The organism is Rhodanobacter sp. Soil_C_14 (assembly GCF_057657335.1).
The window spans coordinates 24,142-50,689 of record NZ_JBDGIQ010000003.1 but is presented as its reverse complement, the minus strand read 5'-3'; the positions used below and the strand labels follow the sequence as shown (position 1 = coordinate 50,689).

27 protein-coding genes are annotated in these 26,548 nt (G+C 67.8%); 9 read left to right on the top strand and 18 right to left on the bottom strand.

What is annotated here, in order from left to right; translation table 11 throughout:
* Positions 1–64: 64 nt before the first annotated feature.
* Both AC3A56_RS08760 and AC3A56_RS08755 read right to left on the bottom strand, forming a co-directional pair.
* Entirely contained in the window at positions 65–253 is a 189-nt protein-coding gene (locus AC3A56_RS08760; protein ID WP_157599276.1) for a hypothetical protein, read from the bottom strand.
* 107 nt (positions 254–360) lie between these two features.
* Positions 361–1,731, bottom strand: a complete 1,371-nt coding sequence (locus AC3A56_RS08755) for a formimidoylglutamate deiminase (RefSeq protein WP_487770062.1) — start codon at positions 1,729–1,731, stop codon at positions 361–363.
* A gap of 85 nt (positions 1,732–1,816) precedes the next feature.
* Here AC3A56_RS08755 and AC3A56_RS08750 point away from each other — a divergent pair, with 85 nt between their 5' ends.
* The 3 genes from AC3A56_RS08750 (at position 1,817) to hutI (ending at position 6,342) form a co-directional block, all read left to right on the top strand.
* The gene (locus AC3A56_RS08750; protein ID WP_056766122.1) at positions 1,817–3,376 is read left to right on the top strand and encodes a bifunctional GNAT family N-acetyltransferase/carbon-nitrogen hydrolase family protein; all 1,560 of its coding nucleotides are present in this window, start codon (positions 1,817–1,819) and stop codon (positions 3,374–3,376) included.
* A 197-nt stretch (positions 3,377–3,573) separates the two neighbouring features.
* The gene (locus AC3A56_RS08745) at positions 3,574–5,067 is read left to right on the top strand and encodes a chloride channel protein (protein ID WP_487770061.1); all 1,494 of its coding nucleotides are present in this window, start codon (positions 3,574–3,576) and stop codon (positions 5,065–5,067) included.
* A 45-nt stretch (positions 5,068–5,112) separates the two neighbouring features.
* Positions 5,113–6,342, top strand: a complete 1,230-nt coding sequence (gene hutI, locus AC3A56_RS08740) for an imidazolonepropionase (RefSeq protein WP_487770060.1) — start codon at positions 5,113–5,115, stop codon at positions 6,340–6,342.
* Here the strand turns inward: hutI and lpxK are convergent.
* From lpxK to AC3A56_RS08670, 14 genes are all read right to left on the bottom strand, one after another.
* Entirely contained in the window at positions 6,328–7,314 is a 987-nt protein-coding gene (gene lpxK / locus AC3A56_RS08735; RefSeq protein WP_487770059.1) for a tetraacyldisaccharide 4'-kinase, read from the bottom strand. The genes hutI and lpxK overlap by 15 nt on opposite strands.
* Before the next feature lie 9 nt (positions 7,315–7,323).
* Entirely contained in the window at positions 7,324–9,108 is a 1,785-nt protein-coding gene (gene msbA, locus AC3A56_RS08730) for a lipid A export permease/ATP-binding protein MsbA (RefSeq protein WP_350015515.1), read from the bottom strand.
* Entirely contained in the window at positions 9,105–9,536 is a 432-nt protein-coding gene (locus AC3A56_RS08725) for an ExbD/TolR family protein (RefSeq protein WP_350015516.1), read from the bottom strand. The genes msbA and AC3A56_RS08725 overlap by 4 nt, the downstream gene beginning before the upstream one ends.
* A 10-nt stretch (positions 9,537–9,546) precedes the next feature.
* Positions 9,547–10,212 (bottom strand): MotA/TolQ/ExbB proton channel family protein, encoded by a 666-nt coding sequence (locus AC3A56_RS08720; RefSeq protein ID WP_007808032.1) that lies wholly within the window; start codon positions 10,210–10,212, stop codon positions 9,547–9,549.
* A gap of 99 nt (positions 10,213–10,311) precedes the next feature.
* The gene (locus AC3A56_RS08715; protein ID WP_487770058.1) at positions 10,312–12,612 is read right to left on the bottom strand and encodes a DNA internalization-related competence protein ComEC/Rec2; all 2,301 of its coding nucleotides are present in this window, start codon (positions 12,610–12,612) and stop codon (positions 10,312–10,314) included.
* A 92-nt stretch (positions 12,613–12,704) separates the two neighbouring features.
* Complete coding sequence (lolD, locus tag AC3A56_RS08710) at positions 12,705–13,418, bottom strand: lipoprotein-releasing ABC transporter ATP-binding protein LolD (RefSeq protein ID WP_425480512.1); 714 nt, start codon at positions 13,416–13,418, stop codon at positions 12,705–12,707.
* Positions 13,411–14,652, bottom strand: coding sequence for a lipoprotein-releasing ABC transporter permease subunit (locus AC3A56_RS08705; protein ID WP_007808039.1), 1,242 nt, complete (start codon positions 14,650–14,652; stop codon positions 13,411–13,413). Before AC3A56_RS08705 ends, lolD begins: the two co-directional genes overlap by 8 nt.
* Before the next feature lie 98 nt (positions 14,653–14,750).
* Positions 14,751–15,188 (bottom strand): protein YgfX, encoded by a 438-nt coding sequence (locus AC3A56_RS08700; protein ID WP_007808041.1) that lies wholly within the window; start codon positions 15,186–15,188, stop codon positions 14,751–14,753.
* Positions 15,160–15,408, bottom strand: a complete 249-nt coding sequence (locus AC3A56_RS08695; protein WP_056718294.1) for an FAD assembly factor SdhE — start codon at positions 15,406–15,408, stop codon at positions 15,160–15,162. The genes AC3A56_RS08700 and AC3A56_RS08695 overlap by 29 nt, the downstream gene beginning before the upstream one ends.
* Positions 15,409–15,510: 102 nt before the next feature.
* The gene (locus AC3A56_RS08690; protein ID WP_007808046.1) at positions 15,511–16,293 is read right to left on the bottom strand and encodes a succinate dehydrogenase iron-sulfur subunit; all 783 of its coding nucleotides are present in this window, start codon (positions 16,291–16,293) and stop codon (positions 15,511–15,513) included.
* Between the two features lie 96 nt (positions 16,294–16,389).
* On the bottom strand, positions 16,390–18,177 hold the full coding sequence (sdhA, locus tag AC3A56_RS08685; protein ID WP_056718292.1) for a succinate dehydrogenase flavoprotein subunit: 1,788 nt from the start codon (positions 18,175–18,177) through the stop codon (positions 16,390–16,392).
* A gap of 19 nt (positions 18,178–18,196) precedes the next feature.
* The gene (gene sdhD, locus AC3A56_RS08680) at positions 18,197–18,601 is read right to left on the bottom strand and encodes a succinate dehydrogenase, hydrophobic membrane anchor protein (protein ID WP_040673274.1); all 405 of its coding nucleotides are present in this window, start codon (positions 18,599–18,601) and stop codon (positions 18,197–18,199) included.
* Complete coding sequence (gene sdhC, locus AC3A56_RS08675; protein ID WP_204108870.1) at positions 18,598–18,993, bottom strand: succinate dehydrogenase, cytochrome b556 subunit; 396 nt, start codon at positions 18,991–18,993, stop codon at positions 18,598–18,600. Before sdhC ends, sdhD begins: the two co-directional genes overlap by 4 nt.
* An 86-nt stretch (positions 18,994–19,079) precedes the next feature.
* A complete protein-coding gene (locus AC3A56_RS08670) occupies positions 19,080–19,247 on the bottom strand; it encodes a DUF1674 domain-containing protein (RefSeq protein ID WP_007808051.1) in 168 nt (55 codons plus the stop codon).
* A gap of 119 nt (positions 19,248–19,366) precedes the next feature.
* On the opposite strand from AC3A56_RS08670, the gene ygfZ reads away from it, so the two are divergent.
* The gene (gene ygfZ / locus AC3A56_RS08665) at positions 19,367–20,179 is read left to right on the top strand and encodes a CAF17-like 4Fe-4S cluster assembly/insertion protein YgfZ (RefSeq protein WP_487770057.1); all 813 of its coding nucleotides are present in this window, start codon (positions 19,367–19,369) and stop codon (positions 20,177–20,179) included.
* A 473-nt stretch (positions 20,180–20,652) separates the two neighbouring features.
* Positions 20,653–21,087 carry a cell wall hydrolase gene (locus AC3A56_RS08660; RefSeq protein WP_056718289.1) on the top strand — a complete coding sequence of 145 codons (435 nt, stop codon included), beginning with the start codon at positions 20,653–20,655 and terminating at the stop codon, positions 21,085–21,087.
* 119 nt (positions 21,088–21,206) lie between these two features.
* Here the strand turns inward: AC3A56_RS08660 and AC3A56_RS08655 are convergent, their stop codons facing one another.
* Both AC3A56_RS08655 and AC3A56_RS08650 read right to left on the bottom strand, forming a co-directional pair.
* Positions 21,207–21,704: an outer membrane lipoprotein gene (locus AC3A56_RS08655; RefSeq protein ID WP_487770056.1), complete on the bottom strand. Its 498-nt coding sequence runs from the start codon at positions 21,702–21,704 to the stop codon at positions 21,207–21,209.
* Positions 21,705–21,739: 35 nt separating this feature from the next.
* Positions 21,740–22,327 carry a glycine zipper 2TM domain-containing protein gene (locus AC3A56_RS08650; protein ID WP_056766146.1) on the bottom strand — a complete coding sequence of 196 codons (588 nt, stop codon included), beginning with the start codon at positions 22,325–22,327 and terminating at the stop codon, positions 21,740–21,742.
* Positions 22,328–22,502: 175 nt separating this feature from the next.
* Between AC3A56_RS08650 and AC3A56_RS08645 the strand changes: the two genes are divergently transcribed.
* The 4 genes from AC3A56_RS08645 (at position 22,503) to AC3A56_RS08630 (ending at position 26,534) form a co-directional block, all read left to right on the top strand.
* The gene (locus tag AC3A56_RS08645; RefSeq protein WP_487770055.1) at positions 22,503–23,270 is read left to right on the top strand and encodes a TatD family hydrolase; all 768 of its coding nucleotides are present in this window, start codon (positions 22,503–22,505) and stop codon (positions 23,268–23,270) included.
* 66 nt (positions 23,271–23,336) lie between these two features.
* Positions 23,337–23,861 carry a MarR family winged helix-turn-helix transcriptional regulator gene (locus AC3A56_RS08640; RefSeq protein ID WP_487770054.1) on the top strand — a complete coding sequence of 175 codons (525 nt, stop codon included), beginning with the start codon at positions 23,337–23,339 and terminating at the stop codon, positions 23,859–23,861.
* A gap of 11 nt (positions 23,862–23,872) precedes the next feature.
* Entirely contained in the window at positions 23,873–25,351 is a 1,479-nt protein-coding gene (locus AC3A56_RS08635; protein WP_487770053.1) for an efflux transporter outer membrane subunit, read from the top strand.
* On the top strand, positions 25,338–26,534 hold the full coding sequence (locus AC3A56_RS08630; protein WP_487770052.1) for an EmrA/EmrK family multidrug efflux transporter periplasmic adaptor subunit: 1,197 nt from the start codon (positions 25,338–25,340) through the stop codon (positions 26,532–26,534). Before AC3A56_RS08635 ends, AC3A56_RS08630 begins: the two co-directional genes overlap by 14 nt.
* Positions 26,535–26,548 lie beyond the last annotated feature (14 nt).

Genomic DNA, 26,548 nt, shown 5'->3' with positions numbered 1-26,548 from the left:
AAATCGCGTCGGTCGTGCGTAGGGGCCAGCGCCGCCGATGCCGGCGGCGCTGACCTCGGAGGCGTCAGCGCCAGTAGCCGCCGACCCAGACGCGGCGGGGGCCCCAATGACCGGGCACCCAGACCCGGGCGTGGACAGGCTCCACCACCCTCACGTGGGCGACCGGACGTGGCGCCGCCACGATGCAGCCGGTGAGCGAGGCGCTGCCCGCCAGCAGCACGCCGAGGGCAAGACAGGAGGTGATTCGACGCATGGGACACTCCATTCGTGGCAGGTGTCCGTCAGAACGCCGCTGTCGTCCACGCCGATGACGCCGGGGCGATCAGTCGATGGCCGGCATTCATCTTCCGCCGTGCTGCCTCAGCGCGCCGCCAGTGCGCCCACCGCGGCGCGGTAGCGTGCCGCGATGGCGGCCTCGTCGCGATGCCGGAAATCGCGCACCTGCCAGCGGCCGCCGACCATCACGTCGCGCACCAGCGGCGTGTTGCCGGAAAACAGGAAGCTGTCGATCAGCGACCGCGTGTCGCGGGCGGCCAGCAGCGGCGAGGCGTCATCCAGCACGATCAGGTCGGCGCGGGCACCGGCGCGCAGTTCGCCGACCGACGCGCCGCTGGCCCGGGCACCGCCGGCGAGGGCGGCCCGCCACAAGGTCTCGCCCACGCTGTCGCCCTGCCGGCGCGCCGCGATGTTGCGGTGGCGGGTGGCCAGGCGCTGGCCGTATTCCAGCCAGCGCAGCTCTTCCACCGGCGAGATCGAGATGTGCGAATCCGAACCGACGCCGAGCGTGCCGCCGGCGTCGAGGAAGTCGGCCAGCGGAAACAGGCCATCGCCCAGGTTCGCCTCGGTGGTGGGACACAGGCCGGCGACGGCGCCGCTGCGCGCCAGCTGCGCGGCTTCCGCCTCGGTCAGATGGGTGGCGTGCACCAGGCACCAGCGTTCGTCGACGTCGGCATGTTCGAACAGCCACTCGACCGGACGGGCGCCGCGGGTGGCCAGGCAATCCTGCACTTCGCCGATCTGCTCGGCGATGTGGATGTGGATCGGACCGGTGCGGGCCAGCGGACTGGCCAGCACCTCGGCGAGCGCCTGTTCCGGCACTGCGCGCAGCGAGTGCAGCGCGATGCCCACGCGCACCGCGTCGTCTTCGTGCGCGCGCAGGCTTTCCAGCAGGCGCAGATAGCCGTCCACCGAATGGCCGAAGCGGCGCTGCCGCGCGGTGAGCGCCCGGCCATCGAAACCGCCGCTCATGTACAGCACCGGCAGCAGGGTCAGCCCGATGCCGGCCTCGCGCGCCGCCTCGATCAGCGCCAGCGACATCGCCTCGGGCTGCGCGTACGGCGTGCCGTCCGGCTGGTGGTGCAGGTAGTGGAATTCGCAGACCCGGGTGTAACCGGACTTCAGCATCTCGACGTAGAGCTGGCTGGCGATCGCCTTCAGCTGCTCCGGCGTGATCGCCGCGGCGAACGCGTACATCGTCTCGCGCCAGCTCCAGAAGCTGTCGTCGGCCTTGCTGCGACGTTCGGCCAGGCCGGCCATCGCTCGCTGGAACGCGTGCGAATGCAGGTTCGGCATGCCCGGCAACACCCACGAGCCGATCGGGGCCTGCGGCCCGGTCGATGGGACGAGCAGCGCACCGTCGGGCGACAACCCGAACCGGCCATCGGCCAGCCAGCCGTCGCCACGCCAAAGCTGGCCGGCTTCGAAACCCGAAGGACTCGCCCACTCGCTCATCACGCTTGCTCCGCACCGAATGGTGCAGTGTAACCGGCGCCCCGCTCCGTCTTCACCCGAGCGCAAACCGACCGTGCACAGGCCCATGAGCAAGAAAACCAGCGAAAACACCCCGAAACTGCTGTTGCGCCAGGCCCGGCTGGACGACGTGCCGCAACTGGCCGAGCTGACCGCGCGCATCTACACCGCCGAGTGGGGCCACTCGCCGGAGATGCTGCGCTCCCAGCAGACGCACTTTCCCGAAGGCCAGTTCGTGGTCGAATACGAGGGCAAGGTGGTCGGCTACTGCGCCACCTTCCGCATCGACGAGGAAACCGCGCTGGCCCCGCATACCTGGTCGCAGATCACCGGCGGCGGCATGGGTTCGCGCCACAAGCCCGACGGCAACTGGCTGTACGGCATGGAAGTGGTGGTGCACCCGGACTATCGCGGCATGCGCATCGGCCAGCGGCTGTACCACGCGCGCAAGCGCCTGTGCACCGACCTGAAGCTGCGCGGCATCGTGTTCGGCGGGCGCATCCCCGGGCTGGCCAGGAACATCCAGCGCTACGGCAGCGCCGAGGCGTATGTGCAGGCGGTGGCGGAAGGCAAGCGCCGCGACCTCACCCTGAGCTTCCAGCTCAACAACGACTTCGAGGTGATCGGCCTGCTGCGGGCATACGTGCCGTCGGACCACGATTCGCTGGGCTATGCGGTGCACCTGGTCTGGCGCAACCCGCGCCTGCTCGACCAGCCGGACATGCCGCCGATCCCCTCGCCCCGGCGCCTGCCCGATTCGGTGCGGGTGGCCTCGGTGCAGTACCAGCAGCGCAGGATCACCTCGTTCGAGGAGTTCGCCACCCAGGTCGAATACTTCACCGACATCGCCGCCGACTACAACGCGGACTTCGTCACCTTTCCCGAGCTGATCACCCTGCAGCTGCTGTCGATCGAGAACACCGAGCTGTCGCCATTCGAGTCGATCCGCAAGCTGAGCCAGTACACGCCCCAGGTGAAGGAGCTGTTCAGCCGTCTGGCCGTCCATTACAACATCAACATCATCGCCGGCACGCACCCCACCGAGCAGGCCAACGGCGACATCCACAACGTCTGCTACGTGTGCCTGCGCGACGGTTCGCTGCACGAGCGCGAGAAGCTGCATCCCACGCCCAGCGAGCGCAACGTGTGGAACATCTCCGGCGGCGACAGCGCCGCGACGATCCTCACCGACTGCGGCCCGATCGGCGTGATGATCTGCTACGACTCCGAATTCCCCGAGGTGGCCCGCCACCTGACCGACCAGGGCGCGCTGATCCTGTTCGTGCCGTTCTGCACCGACGTGCGCGAAGGCTATCTGCGCGTGCGCTACTGCTCGCAGGCACGGGCGATCGAGAACCAGTGCTACGTGGTGCTGTCCGGCAACGTGGGCAACCTGCCCGGCGTCAACAACTTCGACATCCAGTACGGCCAGAGCTGCATCCTCACGCCCAGCGACTTCCCGTTCGCCCGCGACGGCATCGCGGCCGACTCCACGCCGAACATCGAGACCGTGCTGTTCGCCGACCTGCGCCTGGAAAGCCTGGCCCGCGCCCGCAATGCCGGCGCGGTGACCAACCTCAAGGACCGGCGCTTCGACCTGTACGAAACGCGCTGGCGGCCACGCTGAGGGAAGACAGAGCGAGAGCAGGAGCGCACCCCCATCCGCCCTGCGGGCACCTTCCCCCGCAGGCGGGGGAAGGAAGCGACGAGCCTCGACGCGGCACGCTTGCTTCCCCCGTAAAACGGGGGAAGGTGCCCGCAGGGCGGGTGGGGGACGACAGGCTCGAACCCATCGCCAGCCACCGCTCTGCGATAATCGCGATCATGTCCGAGCCTTCCAGACCCGCTTCAACCTCATCGAACCCGCGCCTGCGGGCGCTGCTCGGGCACGAGTTCTTCGCGCCGCATCACTGGAAACGCCGGCTGGTGCTGTGGTTCGGCGCGGTGCTGGTGGCGCTGGCGGCGATCCTGTTTGCCAAGGCCAGCGTGTGGTCGTACCAGCTGTTCCTGCGCATCCTCGACCACGGCGTCTGGATTCCGCTGATCCTCACCCCGATCGTGTTCGCCCTGCTCGCCCGGGTCACCGAGGGCAGCTTCCGCGCGACGCGGGGCAGCGGCATTCCCCAGGTGATCGGCACGCTGCACATCGAGGATGAAGGCTTTCGCGCGCGGATGCTGGCGCTGCCGATCGCCGCGGGCAAGATGGCGCTGACCCTGATCGCGCTGGCCGTGGGCGCGTCGATCGGCCGCGAGGGACCGACCGTGCACGTGGGTGCGGGCCTGTTCTACTCGCTGGGCCGGCGCTTCGGCTTCAATGATCCCAAGGCCGCTTCGCGCTTCATCCTGGCCGGTGGCGCGGCCGGCATCGCGGCCGCGTTCAACACGCCGCTGGCCGGCGTGGTGTTCGCGATCGAGGAGCTGGCCGGCACCTTCGAGCACCGTTTCAGCGGCCTGTTGCTGACCGCGGTGATCATCGGCGGCGTGGTCTCGCTGGGCATCATGGGCAACTACTCGTACTTCGGCGAGGTCGAGGCCAGCCTGCCACTGGGCCACGCCTGGCTGGCGGTGTTGCTGACCGGCGTGATCTGCGGCCTGCTGGGCGGCCTGTTCGCGCGCCTGATCCTGCTGAGCCAGCGCGGCCCGCTGGCCCGGGTCGGTCGCCTGCGCGCGCGCTGGCCGGTGGCGTTCGCGGCAGGCTGCGGGCTCACCCTCGCCGTGCTCGGCGTGTGCACCCACAACAGCATCTACGGCACCGGCTACGACCAGGCGCGGGCGATCGTGCAGGGCGCCGCGAACATGCCCGACCAGGGCTTCGGCATCGCCAAGCTGCTGGCCAACGTGGTCTCGTACTGGGCCGGCATTCCCGGCGGCATCTTCTCGCCGGCGCTGGCGGTCGGCGCGGGTCTGGGCCAGAACATCGCGCACCTGTTGCCCGGCGTGCCCGCCGCCGCGGTGGTGCTGCTGGGCATGAGCGCCTACCTGGCAGGCGTCACCGGTGCACCGCTGACCTCGGCGGTGATCGCGATGGAGCTGACCGACAACCAGGACATGGTGATCCCGATCATGGCCGCCTGCCTGCTGGCCCGCGCCGCCGCCTCGCTGTTCTGCCCCACGCCGGTCTACCGCGATTTCGCCGAGCGCATGGTGCAGGACTTCGAGCGGCAGCAGGCCAGCCAGCGCCAGAGCCAGGACGTGGTCTACGAGCTGGCCGACGATTCGCCCGACGAGACCGGTGACGCCGCGCCGGCCGCGGTGCGCACCACCGCGTTCGACGAGCCGGCCACGCCGGCCGACCCGCCGCCGCCTGCACAACCCTGATTCCTCCGCCCTGCCCCTCCTGACCTTCGCCGGAACCCGATCGACATGAGCCATCCTCGCTGGGACACCTTGCTGATCAACGCGACGCTGGCCACGTTCGCGGGTGAAGTGCCGTACGGGCTGATCGAACACGGGGCGATCGCGATGCATCACGGCCGCATCGCCTGGCTCGGCCGCATGGACGAGCTGCCCGGCGAACCCGCATCGCTGGCCGACACGCTCCGCTCGCTGGATGGCGCGCTGGTCACGCCGGGACTGATCGACTGCCATACCCACCTGGTCTTCGGCGGCGACCGCGCCCACGAGTTCGACCTGCGCCTGAACGGCGCCAGCTACGAGGAGATCGCCCGCGCCGGCGGCGGCATCGCCTCCAGCGTCACCGCCACCCGCGCCGCCAGCGAGGAACAGTTGCTGGCGCAATCGCTGCCACGCGCCCGCGCGCTGCTGGCCGATGGCGTGACCACGCTGGAGATCAAGTCCGGCTACGGGCTGGACCTGGACAGCGAGCGGCGCATGCTGCGCGTGGCGCGCCGGATCGGGCGCGAACTGGGCATCGGCGTGCGCACCAGTTTCCTGGGCCTGCACGCGCTGCCGCCGGAATACAAGGATCGACGCGACGATTACGTGGCCCTGGCCTGCGACGAGATGCTGCCCGCGCTGGCCGCCGAGGGCCTGGTCGATGCGGTGGACGCCTTCTGCGAAGGCATCGGCTTCAGTCGCGAGGAGACGCGCCGCGTGTTCGAACGGGCGAAGCAGCTCGGCCTGCCGGTGAAGCTGCACGCCGAACAGCTTTCCGACCTGGATGGCGCCGCCCTGGTCGCCGAGTACGGCGGCCTGTCGGCCGATCACCTGGAACACCTCGGCGACGGCGGCACCCGCGCGATGGCCGCGACCGGCACCGTGGCAGTGCTGCTGCCGGGCGCGTTCTACGCGTTGCGCGAAACGAAACTGCCGCCGATCGAACGCCTGCGCGAGCACGCCGTGCCGATCGCGATCGCCACCGACTGCAACCCCGGCACCTCGCCGCTGCTGTCGCTGCGCCTGGCCGCCGGCATGGCCTGCACGCTGTTCCGCCTGACGCCGGAAGAGGCATTGCGCGGCGTCACGGTGCATGCGGCACGTGCGCTGGGCCTGCGCGATCGCGGCACGCTGGAGGTCGGCCAGCGCGCCGACCTGGCGGTGTGGCAGGCGAAGCAGCCGGCGGAACTGTGCTACTGGATCGGCGGACAGCTGCTGCGCGGGCTGTGGATCGGGGGCGAATCAGTGCCGGCGTAGCGCCGCCTCGACGCGGGCGGTCAGCGCATCGAAGAACGCCAGCGGCAACTGCGCCCGCACCGGCACCCGGAACCAGTCCGGGCGGGCGAAGCCGGCGCACTTCACCGCGTCCTTGTCGGTCATCAGCAGCGGCAGCTGGTCACCGAAGGCGAGATCGCCCGGGACAAACGCATGGTGGTCGGCAAACGGGTGTCCGATCACCTCGATGCCCGCGTCGCGCAGACTGTCGAAGAATCGCTGCGGGTTGCCGATCGCGGCGACGGCATGCACGCGCTGGCCACGGAAGGTCGCCAGCGACTGCCGCCGCCCGTCGGCCAGGGCGACGACGTCGCCGCCGTGCAACTGCATCGGATACTCGCCGGGCTCGGCGACGCCACCATTGCATACGCGCAGGTCGACGCGCTGCAGCCGGGTGAGCGGTTCGCGCAAGGGACCGGCGGGCAGCAGGCGGCGATTGCCGAACCGGCGCACGCCGTCGATCACGCAGATCTCCACGTCGCGCGCCAGCCGGTAGTGCTGCAAGCCGTCATCGGCGAGCACCACGTCGCAGCCGGCGTCCAGCAGCAACTGCGCCGCGGCGGGACGATCGCGACCGATCGCCACCGGCACGCCGCTGGCGTGGATCAGGCAGGGCTCGTCGCCGACCCGCGCCGGGTCGGGCCCAGCGCCGAGCAGCAGCGGTTCGCGCTGGGTTCCGCCATGGCCGCGGCTGACCACGCCGGGACGATGACCGCGTTCGCGCAGGGCTTCGACCACGGCGATCGTCAACGGCGTCTTGCCGGTGCCGCCCACGCTGAGGTTGCCGATCACCACCACTGGCGCGGCCAGTCGCACGCTGCGCAGCACGCCGCGCCGGAACAGCAGGCCGCGGGTGCGGGTGACGGCGCCGTACAGCAGCGCCAGCGGCGCCGTCCACCACGGCGCCGGGGCGCCGCGATACCAGGCTGATTCGAGCGTGTCGATCAGCGCCACGGCCGCTCCTCAGTCGCCGGCCTGGTCGGCCGCATGGTCATGGAACTGCATGCGATGCAGCGCGGCGTACTGGCCGTCCAGCGCGATCAGTTCGGCATGCCTGCCCCGCTCGATGATGCGGCCCTGATCCATCACCGCGATCTGGTCGGCGCCTTCGACGGTGGACAGGCGGTGGGCGATCACCAGGGTGGTGCGGTCGCGCATCAGCCGTTGCAGGGCCTGCTGGATCAGCTGTTCGGATTCGGTGTCGAGCGCGCTGGTGGCTTCGTCCAGCACCAGGATCGGCGCGTTCTTGAGGATGGCGCGGGCGATCGCGATGCGCTGGCGCTGGCCGCCGGACAGCGTGTTGCCGCTCTGCCCGATGCGGGTGTGGATGCCGTCGGGCAGGCGCGCGATGAACTCCATCGCGTTGGCCGCCTCGGCCGCCGCGACGATGTCGGCCTCGCTGGCGCCGGCCAGCTCGCCGTAGGCGATGTTGTTGGCCACGGTGTCGTCGAACAGCACCACGCTCTGGCCGACCCAGGCGATCTGCCGGCGCAGCGACGGCAGCGTGTATTCCTGGTAGTCCGCGTCATCGAGCACGATGCGCCCCGCACCCGGCTCGTAGAAGCGCGGCAGCAGGCTGACCAGGCTGCTCTTGCCGCTGCCCGAACGGCCGACCAGGGCGGTGACCGTGCCCGGCGCGCAGGCCAGGTCGACGCCACGCAACGCTTCGTAGTCGCTGTTCGGATAAGTCAGCCGCACGCCCTCGAAACGCAGGTCGCCACGGGTACGCGCCAGCTCGCGCGTGCCGTGGTCGACTTCGGGCGGCAGGTCGATGACCTCGAACAGATCCTCCGCCGCCGACAGGCCGCGCTGGATGTTCGCCTGCACCTGGGTCAGCCGCTTCAGCGACGGCATCATCGCGCCCATCGCGGTCAGCACCGCAATGAACACGCCCGAGGAAATATGGTCGATCACGCCCGGCCGGGTACCCAGAAAGACCAGTGCCGCGAGCGCAAATGCGGCGACGGTCTGGATCGCCGTGCTGGACGTCGCGCTGGTCGCGGCGATCTTCAGGTTCAAACGGCGGGCCTGGTGGGTGACCTGGTCGAAGCGCGCGGCCTCGTGCTGCTGGCCGCCGTAGATGCGCACTTCACGATGCGCACCAACCGATTCCTCCACCGTGCCGGTCACCGAACCCATCATGCCCTGGATGCGCCGGCTGATCAGCCGGTAGCGGCGGCTGACCACGGTGGCGATCAGCACGATCGGCGGAATCATCACCAACAGGGTCAGCGTGAGGTAGGCGCTGTTGTGCAGCATCACGTAGAACATGCCGATCACGGTGACGCCTTCGGTCACCGCCACCTTCACCGCATCGGTCGAGGCCGAGGCCACCTGTTCGCTGGTGTAGGTGATGCGCGAGATCTGCTGGCCCGATGGTTCGCGGCCGAAGAAGGTCGCCGGCAGGCGCAGGTAGGAAGCGAACACGTCGTGCTGCATCGCCTGCACGATGTTGCGTCCGATGTAGGCAATGCCGTAATTGCTGACGAAGGTGCCCAGGCCACGGATACCGAAGATCGCGATGATCCAGATCGGCATCCAGAAGATCAGGTACGGGTCCTTGTCGAGGAACAGGTCGTCGAACATCGGCCTGAGCAGGTTGGTGAACATCGCCAACCCGCCACCATCCACCGCCATGCCGAGGATCGCCACCAGGCCCACCGCCCAGTAGCGCCGGGTATAGCCGAGCAGCCGCCCATAGACGCGCCGGCTGTCGGCATCCCACGCCCCGCCCTTGCGCTTGCTCACTGCGCCGCGCCCGGCTTGGTCGGCGTGGTGGCGATCGACAGCCGGGTGAAGCCGAGCTGGCCCAGCGCGTCCATCGCGGTGACCACGTTCTGGTTCGGCGTCATCGCATCGGCCCGGATCGTCACCGGGCGGTCGCGGTCGTCACCGGCGTTGCGCGCGATGGTCTGCTTCAGCGCCTCGATGCCCTCGCCCATCACCTCGTCGCTGCCCACGAAGAAACGGCCGTCGCGGTCGATCATGATGGTCAGCACCTGGGTGTTCAGGTCGCGATCCTGGGTGCTGGCCTGCGGCAGGGTCACCTGCATGCGCGAGTGCTGGATGAAGGTGCTGGTGAGCACGAAGAACATCAGCAGGGTCAGCAGCACGTCGATCAACGGAATCACGTTGATCTCGAAGTCGTCGCCCCGGCGGTCGTTGCTGATACGCATCGGTGTGCGCTCAGCCTGCGCCTGGCGCGGTCGGCGCTGGCGTCCGGCGCGGTCGTGCCGCCGCGCTGGCCGCGGCCGTGGCGGCCGCCGGCGACAGGGTCAGCTCGTCGAGCAGTGCGGTGGCCTGCTTTTCCATCTCCACGCAGTAACCGGCCACGCGCGAACGGAAGTAGCGATGCAGCACATAGGCGGGAATCGCCACGGTCAGGCCCGACGCTGTACAGATCAGCGCTTCGCCGATGCCGCCGGCCATCTTTGCCGGATCGCCGATGCCGCCGGCCATCACCTCCATGAACATGCGGATCAGGCCGATCACCGTGCCGAACAGGCCCAGCAGCGGGCCGATCAGGGCGATCGTGCCCAGCGTGTTGAGGTAGCGCTCCATCCGGTGGATGACGTGCCGGCCGGTGTCCTCGATGCGCTCCTTGATGATCTCGCGGGGCTGCCGGCGCACGGTCAACGCGGCGGCCAGCAATTCGCCCAGCGGCGAGCCGCTGGCCAGCGTGTCCAGGTGCTTGGGATCGAGTTGACCCGAGCGTGCCCACTGGCGCACTTCGTCGCCCAGGCCGGGCGGCAACACGGATTGCCGGCGCAGCGTCCAGCAACGTTCCAGCACGATCGCCAGGGCGATCGCCGAACAGATCAGGATGGGCACCATCGCCCAGCCGCCAGCCATCAGAATTTCCAGCACTTTTCGACCCCAACATGCGACCCGACTTGGAAGCGCGCATGATAGCAGTCTGGCCCGGCCGTACTGCGGCGGGTGTGGCATTCCTCACTCGCGCCAGTAACGCGGTTGCCGCTGGCGCCAGCCGGCTTCGCGCCGTGGCGGGGCATCGACCGGGAAATCCAGCGCGATGGCGCCCTGCACCGCGGTATTGAACACCGGCACCCCGGCTGCCGCGTAGCGCGCCAGCACCTCGGGCTTCGGATGACCGAAGCGGTTGCGCCAGCCGGCCGACACGATCGCCACCGACGGCTGCACCGCGGCGATGAAGCCCGCGCCGGACGAGGTCTTGCTGCCATGGTGGGGCACCAGCAGCACGACGGGCGGCCCCGCTCCGAGACTCGCCGCCACCGGCGGCTCCACCGCGGAACTGATGTCGCCGCTGAGCAGCAACCGGCCGGAACGGTTCTCCACCAGCAGCACGCAGGAGCTGTCGTTGTCGCGGTCAGCCGCACCCGCCGGAGGATTCAGGACGCGGAAGCGCACGCCATCCCAGGTCCACGCCTGTCCAGCCACGCACTGGCGCATCGGCAGGCGCATCCGCGCCGGTTCGCCTGCGTAGCGCGGTGCGCCCGGAAACGCCTCGGCAACGACCCGCGCGCCGCCGGCGTGATCGTTGTCGCCGTGGCTGATCATCAGCAGGTCGAGCCGGCCCACGCCCAGCGCATGCAAGGCGGGCAACACCACCGCTTCGCCGAGGTCGAAGCCCGATGGATAGCGTGCGCCGGCGTCGTAGACCAGCACGTGGTCGTGCGTGCGGAGCAACACCGACAGGCCCTGCCCCACGTCGAGCACCCACGCCTGGAACGCGCCTTCCGGCGGCGTGGACAGCGGTGGCCGCAGCAGGGGCAGGAACAGCAGCAGGCCCAGCCAGCGCAGCGGCATCCCGCGCGGCATGAACAGCCACAGCGCGCCCAGCACCGCGAGCAGCAGCGCCCAGGGCTGCACGGTGGGCAGATACCAGTGCGCACCCGGCCAGGTCGCCATCTGCTCCAGCAACCACCATTGCGCGTGGGCCATCCGTGCGGCCAGCCACAACACCGGCCCGGCCAGCGGCGGGCACAGGCCCAGCATCAGCATGCCGCCCAGCGCGCATGGCACGATCACGAAGCTGACCAGCGGCACCGCGATCAGGTTCGACAAGGCGCCGACCAGCGAAGCCTGGCCGAAGAACCACATCGTCAGCGGCAGCAGGGCCACCGTCATCACCAGCTGCCCTGCGGTCAGCTCGTGCAGGAACGCGCGCAGGCCGCGCCCGCGCGATTGCAGGCACAGCATGAGGAAGCCCACGCCGACGAAGGACAGCCAGAATCCCGCCGCCAGCACCGCCAGCGGGTCGAACAGCAGGATCGCGATCATCGCCAGCGCCAGCGACTGGGCGCCGCCGCTGCCACGCCGGCTGCAACGCGCCAGCGTCACCACGGCGATCATCAGCAGGGTGCGCACCGTCGGCAGGCCGAAGCCGGCCAGCGCGCTGTACATCGTCGCCACCAGCAAGGCCGCGGCCGCCTGGGCTTGCGGCCGCGGCAGGCGCAGACCCAGCCCCGGCCACAACGCATACGACAGCCACGCCAGCCACACGCCGAACACCGCGGCCACGCCGACATGGAAGCCGGAAATCGCGATCAGGTGCGAGACCCCGTTGGCGCGCGCCACCGCCCAGTCCTGCGGCTGCAGGCCGCGGGTGTCGCCCACGGTGAATGCCTGCAGCAAGGCGGCGTCATGGTGGTCGCCGACCCGTGCGGCGATGCCGCGGGCGACCGCATCGCGGATCGCGTTGACGCACCAGCGTCGCTCGCCGAGCGAGCGGTTGTCCGGGTCATCCCGCACGTAGCCGGTGGCGACGATGCCGCGCTCCAGCGCGGAACGTTCGCTGTCGGCCGCACCCGGGTCCAGCAGGCCGCGGGGCCGCTTCAGGCGCAGCAGCAGATGCCAGCGCGAACATGGCTGCAGCGGTGGTGCATCCTCGTACCACGACACGGTGACCCGCCCATGCAGCGCGACGGGCTTTCCGTCGGCGGTGGCCTGCTCCACGCGCAGACTGAAACGACTCGCGTCGGGATGGATCAGCGGCAGATCGGCGATGCTGCCGACCACGGCCAGGTCGACGCCTTCCAGCGCGCGCGGCAGCCTTGCATCCATTGCCGCTGCGCCATGCCACGCCGCCCACGCCGCGCCGAACAGCAGGCAGGCCAGCCAGTGACAACGCGGCCAGCGCCAGGCGAGCAGGACGATCACCGGCACCAGGCACGGCAGCCACGCATGCGGCGGCAGCCGCGGCAACCATTGCACCAGCAGGACCCCGAGCAGCAAGGCCAGCGCCGCGGTGATCGCCGTCAGTCGCCCCATGCCGCGCGCCCCGTTCCATCCTGGAAGAAGCCGAGACTAGCGCGGCTCGAGCCGGGGCGCAGATGAAATGCGTGTAGGTCTTCGCCGGGACGTCAGTCCCGTGGAGCTTCCTGCAGCCTGCCGTTGTGCAGCACCAGGGTGCGATCCATCTTCGCGGCCAGATGCGGATCATGGGTGACCAGCACGAAGCTGGTGCCGATCTCGCGGTTGAGCTCCAGCATCAATTCGTAGACCTGCGCCGCATTGGCCTCGTCGAGGTTGCCGGTGGGTTCGTCGCCCAGCACGCAGGCCGGCCGGGTCACCAGCGCCCGGGCCACGGCGCAGCGCTGGCGCTCGCCACCGGACAACTCGGACGGCTTGTGATGCGTGCGTCCGCCGAGGCCGACCCGCTCCAGCAGCACCATCGCCTGCTTTTCCGCTTCGGCGATCGCGGTGCCGCGGATCAGCAGCGGCATGCACACGTTCTCCAGCGCGGTGAACTCGGGCAGCAGGTGGTGGAACTGGTAGATGAAACCCAGCGAGCGGTTGCGCACGCGGCCGCGCTCGGCGTCGGACAGTTTCGACAGCACGCGGCCGTCCACCTCCACCTCGCCGGTGGTCAGCGTGTCGAGCCCGCCGATGATGTGCAGCAGCGTGCTCTTGCCCGAGCCAGACGCGCCGACGATCGCCATGGTCTGCCCGCGCTTCAGGGTGAAGCTGACGTCGCTCAGCACGTCGGTGCGCAGGCCGCCTTCGGCATAGGTCTTGGCCACGCCGGTGGCGCGCAGCACGTTTTCGGTCTTCTCGGTCATGACGGTCTTATTCATAGCGCAGCGCCTGCGCCGGCTGCGTGCGCGAGGCGCGCCACGCGGGATAGAGGGTGGCCAGCAGCGAGAACGCGAAGGTCAGCAACGCGGTCCAGCCCACGTCGTGCCAGTCGAGCCGGCTCGGCACCTCGCTGATGTAGTAGACGTCCGGCGACAGGAAGGTCACGTGGAAGGTGTGCTCGATCCACTTGATGATGCCGGGCAGCTTCCACGACAGCAGCGAACCGAGGCCCACGCCGAAGCCGATGCCCACGAAACCCACCAGCACGCCCTGCACCATGAACATGCCCATGATGCTGCGCGGGGTGGCGCCCAGCGTGCGCAGGATCGCGATGTCGGCCTGCTTGTCGGTGACCAGCATCATCAGCATCGAGATCAGGTTGATCACCGCCACCAGGATGATCAGCGACAGGATGATGAACATCACCATCTTTTCCATCGACAGCGCGGCGAACAGGTTCGCGTTGGTATCCATCCAGGTCTGCACCCGGTAGACCTGGCCCAGCTGGTCGGCCAGTTCGCGCGCGACCGGGCGGGCGTTGAACAGGTCGTCGAGCTTCAGCCGGATGCCGGTCGGACCGGCGAGGTCGCCGAGCTTCTCGGCATCGCTCATGTTGACCAGGGCCAGGCCGGAATCGAACTGCTCCATGCCCAGTTCGAACGTGCCGACCACGTGGAAACTGCGCATCCGCGGCACGCTGCCCATCGGCGTGGCACGCAGTTGCTGCACCACCATGGTTACCCGGTCGCCGACGCCCACGCCCAGTGTCATCGCCAGCTCGCGACCCAGCACGATGTTCCAGCTGCCCGGGGTCAGCTGGTCAAGCTTGCCCTCGAGCATGTGCTTGTCGATGTCGACCACCTTCGGTTCCTGCGCCGGCTCGACGCCACGCACCAGCGCCCCGCTGGAACGGCGGGCGTTGAGATACGCCTCCATCTCCACATAGGGTGCGGCGCCCAGCACGTGCGGGTTGGCCTCGGCCACCTTCAGCGCGCGCGGCCATTCCTGCACGCTCTCGCCCACGCCGGAAACCGTGGCGTGCGAAATCGCCCCGAGGATGCGCGAGCGCATCTGGTAGTCGAAGCCGTTCATCACCGACATCACCGTGATCAGCGCGATCACGCTGATCGCGATGCACACGATCGACACGGTGGAGATGAAGGAGATGAACTGGTTGCGCCGCTTGGCGCGGGTGTAGCGCAGGCCGATGAAAAGTTCGAGCGGTCGGAACATGGGCGGGTCGCTTGTGGGGAGTTGCAGGGCGGGCCGCCCGGTCATCCATTATCAGGTATTCGCTGAGACCCTGCCGCGCGCCGGAAGTTGCGGTTCAGTCACAGGCGGGGCAAGGCGTCGGCAGCCTGGATCGTGGCCAGCCGCATGCGCAGCCGGCGACGGGTGTCTGCGTCACTGTTGTCCGTGGCGATCAGCAGCATCTGCGTCCCGTGCGCGTCGGTGCGCAGGCGCAGCAGGATCATTTCGCCAAGCACACGGAACGAACTCAGCGTGGCCGGCACGTCCTCGTGGTCGTGCAGGCGCAAGGTCCATGCCTGGTCGGCACTCCAGCCCGCCGCCGCCACGGGGCCGCTGGCCAGTCGTCGCAGCACGAGAGCCGCCGACAGCAGCACGATCGCCGCCAGCAGCAGCTTCGACCACCACGGAATCATGCACAGCAGCGTGGCCAGCAGCGCGGCCCCGGCGATCAGCAGCAGCGCCGCCCGCAGCAGCCGCGAAGGTCGGTATTCAAAGCCGATGGCGGGCGCGGATGTCATCGATGATCGCCTGCCAGTCCGCGCGCTCGGGGCGGGCATGGCCCATCACCCAGTCCCACAGGTCGGGGTCCTGCACGTCGAGCAACTGGTCGAACGCCTGCCGCTGCGCTTCGTCCGCGCCGGCGAAGCACTCGTCCAGCCAGCCGCCGAACAGCGCGTCCAGCTCGCGCGTGCCGCGGCGGGCGCGCCAGCGCAGGCGCTTGATGCGGGCTTCATCCATCACGGGGCTCGGTCGTATCCATGAATGCGCAGTGTAACCGTTGCGCTGGAACGCGACAGGCCGCACGCGGCGGCCTGTCGTCGTGAATGACTCGCGGCGCGATCAGGCTGAACGCCGCTCCACCATCAGCTTCTTGATCTCGGCAATCGCCTTGGCCGGGTTGAGACCCTTGGGGCAGGTGCGCGTGCAGTTCATGATGGTGTGGCAGCGGTACAGCTTGAACGGGTCTTCCAGGTCGTCCAGGCGCTCGCCGGTGGCTTCGTCACGGCTGTCGACGATCCAGCGGTACGCCTGCAGCAGGATCGCCGGGCCAAGGTACTTGTCGCCGTTCCACCAGTAGCTCGGGCAGCTGGTCGAGCAGCAGGCGCACAGGATGCATTCGTACAGGCCGTCGAGCTTCTTGCGCTCTTCCGGCGACTGCAGGCGCTCGCGATCCGGCGCCGGGCTCTGCGTGCGCAGCCACGGCTTGATCGAGGCGAACTGGGCGTAGAAGTGGGTCAGGTCCGGGATCAGGTCCTTCACCACCGGCATGTGCGGCAGCGGGTAGATCTTCACGTCGCCCGCATCGCATTCGCCGATCGCCTTGGTGCAGGCCAGCGTGTTGGTGCCGTCGATGTTCATCGCGCACGAACCGCAGATGCCTTCGCGACAGGAGCGACGCAGGGTCAGCGTGGGATCGATCTCGTTCTTGATCTTCAGCAGCGCGTCCAGAACCATCGGACCGCAGGCGGCCAGGTCGACCTCATAGGTATCGATGCGCGGGTTCTGCCCGTCATCCGGCGACCAGCGATAGATACGGAAAGTGCGCGGCTTCTTCGCATCCTTGGCCGGGTAATGCTTGCCCGGCTGGATCTTCGAATTCTTCGGTAGCGAAAACTCTGCCATGTGCTGAACCCTTCGACTTTCTGCAGGAGGGCTTGCGCCCCGACCGTACAACCAATGATGTCCATGCCACGAGGCGGCCGCAGCCGCCTGGCGGCATCAGTAAACGCGTTTCGCCGGCGGCACGGCTTTGACCTCGTCGGTCATCGGATTCATGTGCACGGGGCGGGAATCGAACCGCGGCTTGCCCGTCTCGTCGACCCACGCCAGGGTGTGCTTCATCCAGTTGACGTCGTCGCGCTCGGGGAAGTCCTCGCGCGCATGGCCACCGCGGCTTTCCTCGCGCTGCGCGGCGCCGTACATCGTGGCGACCGCCTGATCCAGCAGGTTGGCCAGCTCCAGCGTCTCGATCAGGTCGGAGTTCCACACCAGCGAACGATCGCTGACGCGCACGTCCTTGAACGAGTCGCGCACGGCGGAGATCTTTTCGCAGCCTTCCTTCAGCGTCTTGCCGGTGCGGAACACCGCCGCATCGCTCTGCATGGTGCGCTGCATCTCCAGACGGATCTGCGCGGTCGGCTTGCTGCCGTTCGCGTTGCGCAGGCCGTCGAAACGCTCCAGCGCCTTGTCCAGCACGTTAGCCGGAAGATCCTTGTGCGCGGTTTCCGGCTTGATCAGCTCGGCGCAGCGATGTGCCACGGCGCGACCGAACACCACCAGGTCGAGCAGCGAATTGGAGCCCAGACGGTTCGCGCCATGCACCGACACGCAGGCCGCTTCGCCGATCGCGAACAGGCCCGGCACCACCGCGTCGACATCGTCGCCGCGCTTCTGCACGACTTCGCCGTGATAGTTGGTCGGGATGCCGCCCATGTTGTAGTGCACGGTCGGGATGACCGGGATCGGCTCCTTGGTCACGTCGACGCCGGCGAAGATGCGCGCCGATTCGGCAATGCCCGGCAGCCGCTCGTGGATCACCTCGGGACCGAGGTGCATCAGGTTGATGAAGATGTGGTCCTTGTGCTCGCCGACGCCGCGACCCTCGCGGATCTCCAACGTCATCGCGCGGCTGACCACGTCGCGTGAGGCCAGGTCCTTCGCGCTGGGCGCATAGCGCTCCATGAAGCGCTCGCCCTCGGAGTTGGTGAGGTAACCGCCTTCGCCACGCACGCCTTCGGTGATCAGGCAGCCGGCGCCGTAGATGCCGGTGGGATGGAACTGCACGAACTCCATGTCCTGCAGGGCGAGGCCCGCGCGCAGCACCATGCCGCCGCCGTCGCCGGTGCAGGTATGAGCCGAAGTGGCGCTGAAGTAGGCGCGACCATAACCGCCGGTGGCCATCACCACGGCATGGCCGCGGAAGAAATGCAGGGTGCCCTCGTTCATGTCGAGCGCGAGCACGCCGCGGCAGACGCCTTCCGCGTCGAAGATCAGGTCGATCGCGAAGTATTCGATGAAGAACGTGGCGTCATGCGCCAGCGCCTGCTGGTACAGCGTGTGCAGGATCGCGTGGCCGGTGCGGTCGGCCGCGGCGCAGGTGCGCTGCGCGGTGCCCTTGCCGTAATGCGTGGTCATGCCGCCGAACGGGCGCTGGTAGATCTTGCCCTCGTCGGTGCGCGAGAACGGCACGCCGTAGTGTTCCAGCTCGATGATCGAGGGGATCGCCTCGCGGCACATGTACTCGATCGCGTCCTGGTCACCGAGCCAGTCGGAACCCTTGACGGTGTCGTAGAAATGGAAGCGCCAGTCGTCCTCGCCCATGTTGCCCAGCGCGGCGGAGATGCCGCCCTGCGCCGCCACGGTGTGCGAGCGGGTCGGGAAGACCTTGGTGATGCAGGCGGCCTTGAGCCCCTTCTCGGCCAGGCCGAAGGTGGCGCGCAGACCCGCGCCGCCGGCGCCGACCACGATCACGTCATACAGGTGCTGCTGGATCTTGTAGCTTTCCATGAAACCTTTTCCTCGCGTCTTATGGGGTCAGCGCAATGCGCAGCACGGCCAGCACGCCAGCCAGCGCGCCCAGCACCGCGAGGAACCTGATCGCCACCATCAGGACCACTTCCTTCCAGCGGGTATGCACGTAATCCTCGATCACCACCTGCAGACCGAGCACGGCATGCCAGAACATGGTGAGCACGAAAGCGATCAGCAGCAGTGCATTCCACGGCTTGGCCACGGTGGCGCGGGCGGTGGCGTAATCGGCGTGCAGCAGGCACAGCACGGTGACCACGAACCACAGGCCCAGCAGCACCAGCGCCACCGCGGTAACCCGCTGGGTCCACCAGTGCTCCACGCCGGACTGGGCGGAACCCAGGCCGCGAGCCGTCTTCAACGGGTTGCGCCGATCCTTCACGGCGACATCCTTCGCACTCATGCCGCACCCCCGGCCATCAACACGTAAGCCCACACCACGACCGTCAGCACGATGCTGCCGATGACCGACAGCCAGCTGGAACGCACGAACTGGGGAATCGAATAACCGAGGCCGGCGTCCTGCAGCAGGTGCCGGATGCCGTTGCAAAGATGATAGAAAAGCGACCAGCTCCAGCCCAGCATCAGGATCATGCCGACCGGACTGCCCAGCACACCCTTGAAGTGGTTGAAGCTTTCCTCACCAGTGGCCAGGTGCATCAGGCCGCAGACGACGAGCAGGCTGCCGACGGCCAGCGCGATGCCGGTGGCGCGGTGCGTGATGGAGGTCATCATCTGCACCTGCTTCTTGTAGATCTGCAGGTGCGGTGAGAGCGGTCGTTGCGTATCTGCCATGGCGGCTATCCTGTGTGGAATCGCTGATGTCCATGCCGCCTCTGTCCTGCCCCTTGCACGACGGCGACGAGCGCCGGCGCGAACGTTCAGAAGTCGATGCAGCGTCCGTTCTTTTCCCAGTCACCATAACGCGTGGGATCGGGAACCGCTCGCTCCGTGGAATCCTTTTCCGATGGCTTGCCCGCAGGCACGGCAGTCGTTTCCGCAGGAACGGAAGCAGGATGGGATTCGGCGGGAGTCGTGGTATTGGACATGGTTTTTGTAAGCCGACAAAGGTTAATACTTGCGGCAGTGCAGTACAACCATGCAGGCTCGTGCCATGGCGTCCGTGCCCTTGTGTCTGCAGCCCTCCGTCCCCAACTCCGCCATTCCCATGAACCTGCCCCTGCCCGCCGAAACATTGCTGCTCGAAGGTGCCGACGCGCCCGCGTTCGCGCACGCCCAGTTCAGCAGCGCCGTGAAATCGCTGGCGGTCGATCGATGGCAATTCAGCGCCTGGCTCGATCCACGAGGTCGCGTGCTGGCGCTCTTTCATCTGGCGCGTCTCGCCGATGATCGCTACCTGCTGCTGTTGCGTGGCGGCAGCGCCGCGGTGATGGCCGAGGCGCTGCGCCGTTTCGTGTTCCGTTCGAAAGTGCGCATCACCGCATTGCCACCGCGGCATCTCGCCAGCGGACCTGCGCTGGCGCAGGGATCGCTGGTGACCGGACCGACCGGCGATGACGACGGCGATGTTTCGTTCGGTTGCGACTCGCACAGCCTGCGCATCACCAGCGTCGGCGACGACGCCTGGCGATTGCCGCAATTGCGCGACGGCTGGCCGTGGTTGCCGGAATCGTGCCTGGGCGAACTGTTGCCGCCGGCAATCTCGCTGCAACGCCTGCAGGCCGTGGTGGTCGACAAGGGTTGCTATCCCGGCCAGGAAATCGTGGCGCGCCTGCATTTTCGTGGCGGCCACAAGCGACACCTGCATCGCGTCACATTGTCGCAAGCTGCAGATGCGGGCGACGTGCTGCGAAAGGAAGAGCGCGACATCGGGCGCGTGCTTGACGTGATTGCAACCGACGGGACGTTCGAGGCACTCGCGATATTGAATGACGAACTTGTCGCCGAAGCGAACGACGGGAACACGCTGATCCTCGACGACGATGTCGCAATGACCCTGCTTTCGTCGTGGCCGTCGTGAACACAATAGTTCGTGATAACAACGAGATTCGCGATGGCACTTGTCAACCCATCGTGAGTGCCGGTTAAACTTCGGCACCCCGGCACTTGCCAGCGGCGATTTCCGCCACTAGGCTCCGCCGATCGAATATCGCGGCACCCGTAACACGGGGTGTCGATTGACGCGACGAACCGGATGAATTCCGAATCGGCGCGACCCGGCAGCCACATCGCCGGATGGAACAACGCCTCGCAGCCAACGAGTGCGTACAAGTCGCAGGCAATACGGCCCATAGCGCCGCGCAACGCCCGACCGAAACCAGTCCCCCGAACGGCCTGACCGTCGTTCGACCGCCACAATCCCGTGGCAAAGCGCCATGGCCACAAGTTTCGGCCATGACGACAGATCCAGGTGGAACGGCCTGCCCGCCCGTCCACCGCAACGGCACGTGAAGCTGCTTCTGCTTCGCGCGTACAGCACGCTGGAGGCAGAACATGAAACTTTCCATGCTGTTGTGGCTGACCACGTTGATGCCACAACCCGTCGCCGATCAGGCCTGTCTGGCCACCACGGTGTATCTCGAAGCACGCAGCGAGCCGATCAATGGCCAGCTGGCGGTCGCCGAAGTGGCATTGCGCCGTCGCGATCGCGGTCGCTGGGGCGACACCGTCTGCAAGGTGGTGACGGCACCGCACCAGTTCGCCACGACGACCACGCCCGGTTCGTTCGAGATCACCAACCTCGAAGCGTTCAACAAGGCATGGCAGATCGCTGGCATGTCGCTGCACAACTGGCAGTTGCCCGTGGCAGAACGTCGCATGGTGGTCCCGCGCGCCGATCACTTCGCCACCACCGCCATCTCGCCCGCGTGGTCGCACAACCGCCCCAGCGTGACGATCGGCGAACACGCCTTCTACGCGGTGAATTGAAGCGGAAATACATTTGCGGTCATCCATGAACGCACCAAGCGACAAGAAAAAAGGCCCTCTTTCGAGGGCCTTTTTATTTGGACGTCCAGACGTCCAAATATCAAACTACGCGATATGCATCAGCGCGCGTAGACGTGGTCGCCACGCACCTCGACATAATCACCATTGCGAACGCCGGGGTTCTCGCGCTGGGTGACCATGGCGTACTGGCCATTGTCCAGTCGAACCACGACGCGCCAGGCGACATCGCTGCCACTGTTACGCTTGCCTACCTGGTTGCCGACCACGCCACCAGCGACCGCGCCGGCAACGGTGGCAGCCTTGCGACCGTCACCCTTGCCCACCTGGTTGCCCAGCACGCCACCGGCAACCGCACCGATGATCGCTCCCAGCGTGCCGCCGTTGCCGCTGCTGCCATCCGTATAGACCTGCTGCACTTCCTGCACCACGCCGCAAGACTGGCAACGGACGTTGCGGTTGCCGTAGCTGCCTTGCTGCGACTGGTAGCCGCCGTTATAGCCGCCGTTGTTGCCGTAGGGCGTCGTGGCGCAGCCGGCCAGGGCCAGCCCGCCGGTCATTGCCGCAACGAGTGCCAACTTGCTGGTGAGTGCATTCATGGGTCAGTTCCTTGTTACGGGGAGGGAGAGGGGTTTCAGTGGGCGTCCGACACGGCGGTGACACCTTCCTGCACCTGCACGCGGTCGCCCGGATCGTGATCCATGCGCACGGTACGGGTCACGCCGTTGTACTCGTAGCGCACGTCGTAGCCGACAATCTTGGTGGTGCTGTTGTTCACGGTCTCGCACTTGCGCTCGACCGTCGAGGTCACCTGCCCATGCTGCTTGCTGGCCTGGATGCGGTTGCCGGCATAACCGCCACCGACGGCACCAGCCACGGTTGCCAGGGTCTTGCCCTTGCCGCCGCCCACCTGGTTGCCGACCAGCCCGCCCACCACCGCGCCGATCGCGGTGCCGGCAATGCGGTGCTCATCCTTCGGGGGAGCGGTGTGCGTTACGGTTTCGTCGTGACAGACCTGCTTGGGGTTGTTCACCGTGGAGCGCACCGGATCGACGCTGACGACCTTGGCATACTTCACGGCGGCGCCGCCGGCATCCGTGCTGCCGGCGTCGGCCGTACCGTTGGAGACGCCCGCGTCGGCGTTGCGATTGCAGGCGGAAATGCCGGTCGCCAGTACCGCAGCGATCGCGATATTGAGCACGTTGATCGTCAATCTGTTCATAACAACCTCTCCTCTGTTTTGTTTTGTTTTGTGGCTGGCTGCATTGCCGGGTGCGAGCGCAATAACATGCGAGTTCATTGAACCTTGCTCCAACTGAATCGGAGTTAGCTCGGTCCGGCTACATTATCTTCACGCCATCACGACATTTCTCTCGGCCACGACACGAAAATCGACCATGCGCAAGATCGCCGACAGCCACGTGCATCTCAATGACTCCGCTTTCCGGGACGACGGCGACCAGGTGATTGCACGGGCACTCGAGGCTGGCGTGGACACCATGGTCGTGCCGTCCGTGGATGCCGCCAGCTGGCCGGTTATCGGCGAGCTTTGCGGTCGTCATCCTGCATTGCATCCGGCGTGGGGTCTCCACCCGGTATTCCTGTCGAATCATGTTCCCGCGAATGTGCAGGCGCTGTCTTCGCTGCTGAACGACAGCAGACCGGTGGCGGTCGGCGAGATCGGGCTGGACTTCCATCGCGAGGACCTGGACGCGGACATGCAGCGCGAGTACTTCCTGCGCCAGCTGGAACTGGCACGCGAACACGAACTCCCGGTGATCGTGCACGCCCGCAACGCGCTGGAGGAAGTCATCCTCACCCTGCGGCGCCAGGGCGGGTTGCGTGGCGTGGTGCACAGCTTTTCCGGCAGCGAGCAGCAGGCCCGCCAACTGTGGGACATGGGTTTTCACCTGGGCATCGGCGGCCCGGTGACCTACGAACGCGCGCAGCGACTGCGCCGCATCGTGGCGGGCATGCCGCTCGAATTCCTGCTGCTGGAAAGCGACGCGCCGGACCAGCCGGATGCCTTCCACCGCGGTGAGCGCAACGAGCCGGCCCGGGTGGTCGAGGTCTTGCGCTGCGTGGCCAGCCTGCGCGGGGAATCGGAACAGCATGTCGCCGACCTGACACGCGCCAACACCCGGCGCCTGTTCGGCATCCACTGACGGATACTTGCAGGCGTAGGCCACCTGCTGATATTTTACTTCACTGGTGAAATATGAATCAGTGAAATGGCGCAACTGAAGCAGTGCATCGCGATGATGGACGAGGGCATCGGGCGAGTGAGCGGGATCATTCCGCAAATGCCTGCGGCCGAGGCACGCCTGTGCCGCCTGATGCTGATGCTTGGGCAGGACATCGAGGAGGAACTCGAGTCCGAGTTGAAGCCCAACAAGCTCAATCACAGCGAATTTCTCACCCTGATGATCCTGTACAGCCGCCCCGACGGGATCTCCACGCCCGGCGAGCTGTGCGATTACACCAACCAGGGCGCGACCAACATGACCCGCATCGGCAACGCGCTGGTCAAGCGCGGCCTGATCAGCCGCGGTGCCGGCGCCAGCGACCGGCGCAAGGTGGTGATCCGCATCACTGCGGCAGGCCGGCGGCTGGTGCAGAAAATGCTGCCGCCGATGTTTCCCCGCCTTGCCAACATGTTCGCCGGCTTCAGCGTCACTGACAAACGTCAACTTGACCGTCTGCTGCGCAAACTGGCCGGCAACCTCGACCAACTGGGCGAAAGCCGCCACCCATGAAGGAAACCCCGATGAAGCATGCCCCGCATTGCGGTCGCACCGTGCTTGTCGCCGCCATCGTGCTGATGCTGGCCGGCTGTGCCCGCGCCCCGGCCAAGCTGGACGCGCCCGCGCTGCGCGACGAGGCGCCCTTAGCCGGCCTGCAGACGGCCGTTCGCCCCGGCTGGCCCAGCGCCGAATGGTGGCGGCAGTACAACGATCCGCAACTGGACGACCTGATGGGCCGCGCGATGCAGCAGTCGCCGGACCTGGCGCTGGCACGCAGCCGCGTGGAGAACGCCGAACAGTCGGCGAAGCTCGCGGCGGCCCAACTCGGCCTGTCGGTCAACGGCAGCGCGCAGGTGTCGCGCACGCGGATGAGCGACCACGGCCTGATTCCCAGCAAGTTCCTGGGCTTCAGCTGGTACAACCAGGCCGATCTCGGCGTGCAGCTGGAATACGATTTCGACTGGTGGGGCAAGAAGCGCGCCACCATGGAAGCCGCGCTGGACCAGGCGCGCGCCGCCCAGGCCCAGCGCAGCGCCGCCGCACTGGCGATCCAGTACGCCGTGGCCGACACCTACTTTGGCTGGCAGGCCGACCAGGCGCGGCTGCAGCTGGCCGATCACCTGCTGGCCACGCAACAGCAGTTCGCCCACATCGCCGATCTGCGCGTGAAACAGGGCGTGGACCTGCCCGACGAGGCGCAGAAAGCCCGTGCGCAGCTGGCGGCGGTGCGCGAGATGCGGGTGGCACTGGACGGCTCGGCGAAGATCCGTCGCGTGGCACTGGCCTCCCTGCTCGGCGTGGCACCGGCCGAACTGCCGGAGCTGCACGCCAGCCCGCTGCCCGTGATCAACGGCGGCGTACCGGCGGATGCCAGCCTGGACCTGCTGGCCCGGCGTCCCGACATCGCGGCCAGCCGCTGGCAGGTCGAGGCGGCACTGAAGCAGACCGATGCCGCCCGTGCCCAGTTCTTTCCCGACTTCAGCATCAAGGCGCTGGCCGGCCTGTCCAGCATCGACATGGGCAAGCTGCTCACCGCGGGCAGTCGCACCTTCGCGGTGACGCCCGCGCTGCATCTGCCGATCTTCAACGGCGGCACGCTCGAGGCCAACTACGGCGTCAGCAAGGCCCAGCTCGATGCCGCTGTCGCCCAGTACGACAGCGCGGTGCTGACCGCCGCCCGCGAAGTGGCCACCCAGTCGCTGAGCGCCGAACAGGTCGCGGCCCGCCTGCGCGAACAACAGGCCCAGCTGGATGCCGACAAGGTCCTGCTGGCCAATGCGCAGGCGCGTGCCCGCCAGGGCGTGCGCGACCTGCGTGAAAGCCTTGGCGCCAAGGCGACCCTGCTGCAACAGCGCGATGCCGCCACCCAGTTGCAGGCACAGGCGCTGAGCACGGATCTCGCCCTGATCAAGGCGCTCGGCGGCGGTTATCGCAGCGCCGACGATGCCACCTCCCCTTCCCCTTCTGTCAATGCCGGAGCTTCCGACCATGAGCGCCACTGAATCCGAAATTGTCGACAGCAATGACAGCGGCATGGCCGCGAAGAATCCGGCCAAGCGCCGGCGCGCCCTGCTGATCGTCGCCGCGGTGTTCATCCTTGCCGGACTGATCTGGTTCCTGCTGTGGCTGTTCGTGTTTTCCACCCGCGTGAAAACCGACAATGCCTACGTCGGCGGCAACCAGGTGGCGATTTCCGCCCAGGTGCCCGGCACCGTGGTGGCCATCCTCGCCGACGACACGCAGCGCGTGGAAGCCGGCCAGGTGCTGGTGAAGCTGGACGGCACGGATGCCGAAACGCGGCTGGAGCAGGCTCGCAGCGCGCTGGCCCAGGCCGTGCGCGGCGTGCGCCAGCAGACCAGTTCGGCCACCGGCGCGGATGCCCAGGTCGCCACGGCCAGGCTCGCACTGAAAAAGGCCCAGGCCGACCTGCAGCGCCGCCTGCCGCTGATCGCTGCCCAGGCCGAATCGCCAGAGATCGTGCAACATCTGCGCGATGGCGTGGCGCAGGCGCAGGCTGCGCTGGAAGCGGCCGAAGCCCAGGCTGCCGCCGCGCACGCGGCCACCGAAGGCACTGATGTGGCGCAGAACCCGTCCGTACTGCAGGCGCGCGCGAATTTCCGCGCGGCATGGGTCGCCGCGCAGCGCAACGCGATCTACGCGCCAGTCTCCGGTTACGTGGCCCAGCGCAGCGTGCAGCTGGGCAACAGCGTGGCCGCCGGACAGCAGCTGATGACCGTGGTGCCGCTGCATGACCTGTGGGTGGATGCGAACTTCAAGGAGAGCCAGCTGCGCCACATCCGCATCGGCCAGCCAGTGAAGATCGTCTCCGATGTCTACGGCGACGATGCCGAATACCACGGCAAGGTGATCGGCCTGGGCGCCGGTACCGGCAGCGTGTTCTCGCTGCTGCCCGCGCAGAACGCCACCGGCAACTGGATCAAGGTGGTGCAGCGCGTGCCGGTGCGCATTTCGCTGGACAACAAGGAGCTGGACAAGCACCCGCTACGGATCGGCCTGTCCACCGAAACCACCATCGACATCACCCATGACAAGGGCAACGTGCTGGCGACCGCGCCGGCAACGCAGCCGGTGGCGCAAACCGACGTGTACGAGCAGATGGCCAGCAAGGCGGACGCGCAAGCCACGCAGATCATCCGCGCCAACCTCCCCCACGCCGCCCACTGAGCCGGACCCCGCCG

Coding starts and splice junctions, on each gene's coding strand:
- AC3A56_RS08760 (WP_157599276.1), bottom strand. CDS start 253: ATGCGTCGAATCACCTCCTGTCTTGCCCTCGGCGTGCTGCTGGCGGGC.
- AC3A56_RS08755 (WP_487770062.1), bottom strand. CDS start 1,731: ATGAGCGAGTGGGCGAGTCCTTCGGGTTTCGAAGCCGGCCAGCTTTGG.
- AC3A56_RS08750 (WP_056766122.1), top strand. CDS start 1,817: ATGAGCAAGAAAACCAGCGAAAACACCCCGAAACTGCTGTTGCGCCAG.
- AC3A56_RS08745 (WP_487770061.1), top strand. CDS start 3,574: ATGTCCGAGCCTTCCAGACCCGCTTCAACCTCATCGAACCCGCGCCTG.
- hutI (WP_487770060.1), top strand. CDS start 5,113: ATGAGCCATCCTCGCTGGGACACCTTGCTGATCAACGCGACGCTGGCC.
- AC3A56_RS08725 (WP_350015516.1), bottom strand. CDS start 9,536: ATGCGTATCAGCAACGACCGCCGGGGCGACGACTTCGAGATCAACGTG.
- AC3A56_RS08720 (WP_007808032.1), bottom strand. CDS start 10,212: ATGGCTGGCGGCTGGGCGATGGTGCCCATCCTGATCTGTTCGGCGATC.
- AC3A56_RS08715 (WP_487770058.1), bottom strand. CDS start 12,612: ATGGGGCGACTGACGGCGATCACCGCGGCGCTGGCCTTGCTGCTCGGG.
- lolD (WP_425480512.1), bottom strand. CDS start 13,418: ATGAATAAGACCGTCATGACCGAGAAGACCGAAAACGTGCTGCGCGCC.
- AC3A56_RS08705 (WP_007808039.1), bottom strand. CDS start 14,652: ATGTTCCGACCGCTCGAACTTTTCATCGGCCTGCGCTACACCCGCGCC.
- AC3A56_RS08700 (WP_007808041.1), bottom strand. CDS start 15,188: ATGACATCCGCGCCCGCCATCGGCTTTGAATACCGACCTTCGCGGCTG.
- AC3A56_RS08695 (WP_056718294.1), bottom strand. CDS start 15,408: ATGGATGAAGCCCGCATCAAGCGCCTGCGCTGGCGCGCCCGCCGCGGC.
- AC3A56_RS08690 (WP_007808046.1), bottom strand. CDS start 16,293: ATGGCAGAGTTTTCGCTACCGAAGAATTCGAAGATCCAGCCGGGCAAG.
- sdhA (WP_056718292.1), bottom strand. CDS start 18,177: ATGGAAAGCTACAAGATCCAGCAGCACCTGTATGACGTGATCGTGGTC.
- sdhD (WP_040673274.1), bottom strand. CDS start 18,601: ATGAGTGCGAAGGATGTCGCCGTGAAGGATCGGCGCAACCCGTTGAAG.
- sdhC (WP_204108870.1), bottom strand. CDS start 18,993: ATGGCAGATACGCAACGACCGCTCTCACCGCACCTGCAGATCTACAAG.
- AC3A56_RS08670 (WP_007808051.1), bottom strand. CDS start 19,247: ATGTCCAATACCACGACTCCCGCCGAATCCCATCCTGCTTCCGTTCCT.
- ygfZ (WP_487770057.1), top strand. CDS start 19,367: ATGAACCTGCCCCTGCCCGCCGAAACATTGCTGCTCGAAGGTGCCGAC.
- AC3A56_RS08660 (WP_056718289.1), top strand. CDS start 20,653: ATGAAACTTTCCATGCTGTTGTGGCTGACCACGTTGATGCCACAACCC.
- AC3A56_RS08655 (WP_487770056.1), bottom strand. CDS start 21,704: ATGAATGCACTCACCAGCAAGTTGGCACTCGTTGCGGCAATGACCGGC.
- AC3A56_RS08650 (WP_056766146.1), bottom strand. CDS start 22,327: ATGAACAGATTGACGATCAACGTGCTCAATATCGCGATCGCTGCGGTA.
- AC3A56_RS08645 (WP_487770055.1), top strand. CDS start 22,503: ATGCGCAAGATCGCCGACAGCCACGTGCATCTCAATGACTCCGCTTTC.
- AC3A56_RS08640 (WP_487770054.1), top strand. CDS start 23,337: ATGGCGCAACTGAAGCAGTGCATCGCGATGATGGACGAGGGCATCGGG.
- AC3A56_RS08635 (WP_487770053.1), top strand. CDS start 23,873: ATGAAGCATGCCCCGCATTGCGGTCGCACCGTGCTTGTCGCCGCCATC.
- AC3A56_RS08630 (WP_487770052.1), top strand. CDS start 25,338: ATGAGCGCCACTGAATCCGAAATTGTCGACAGCAATGACAGCGGCATG.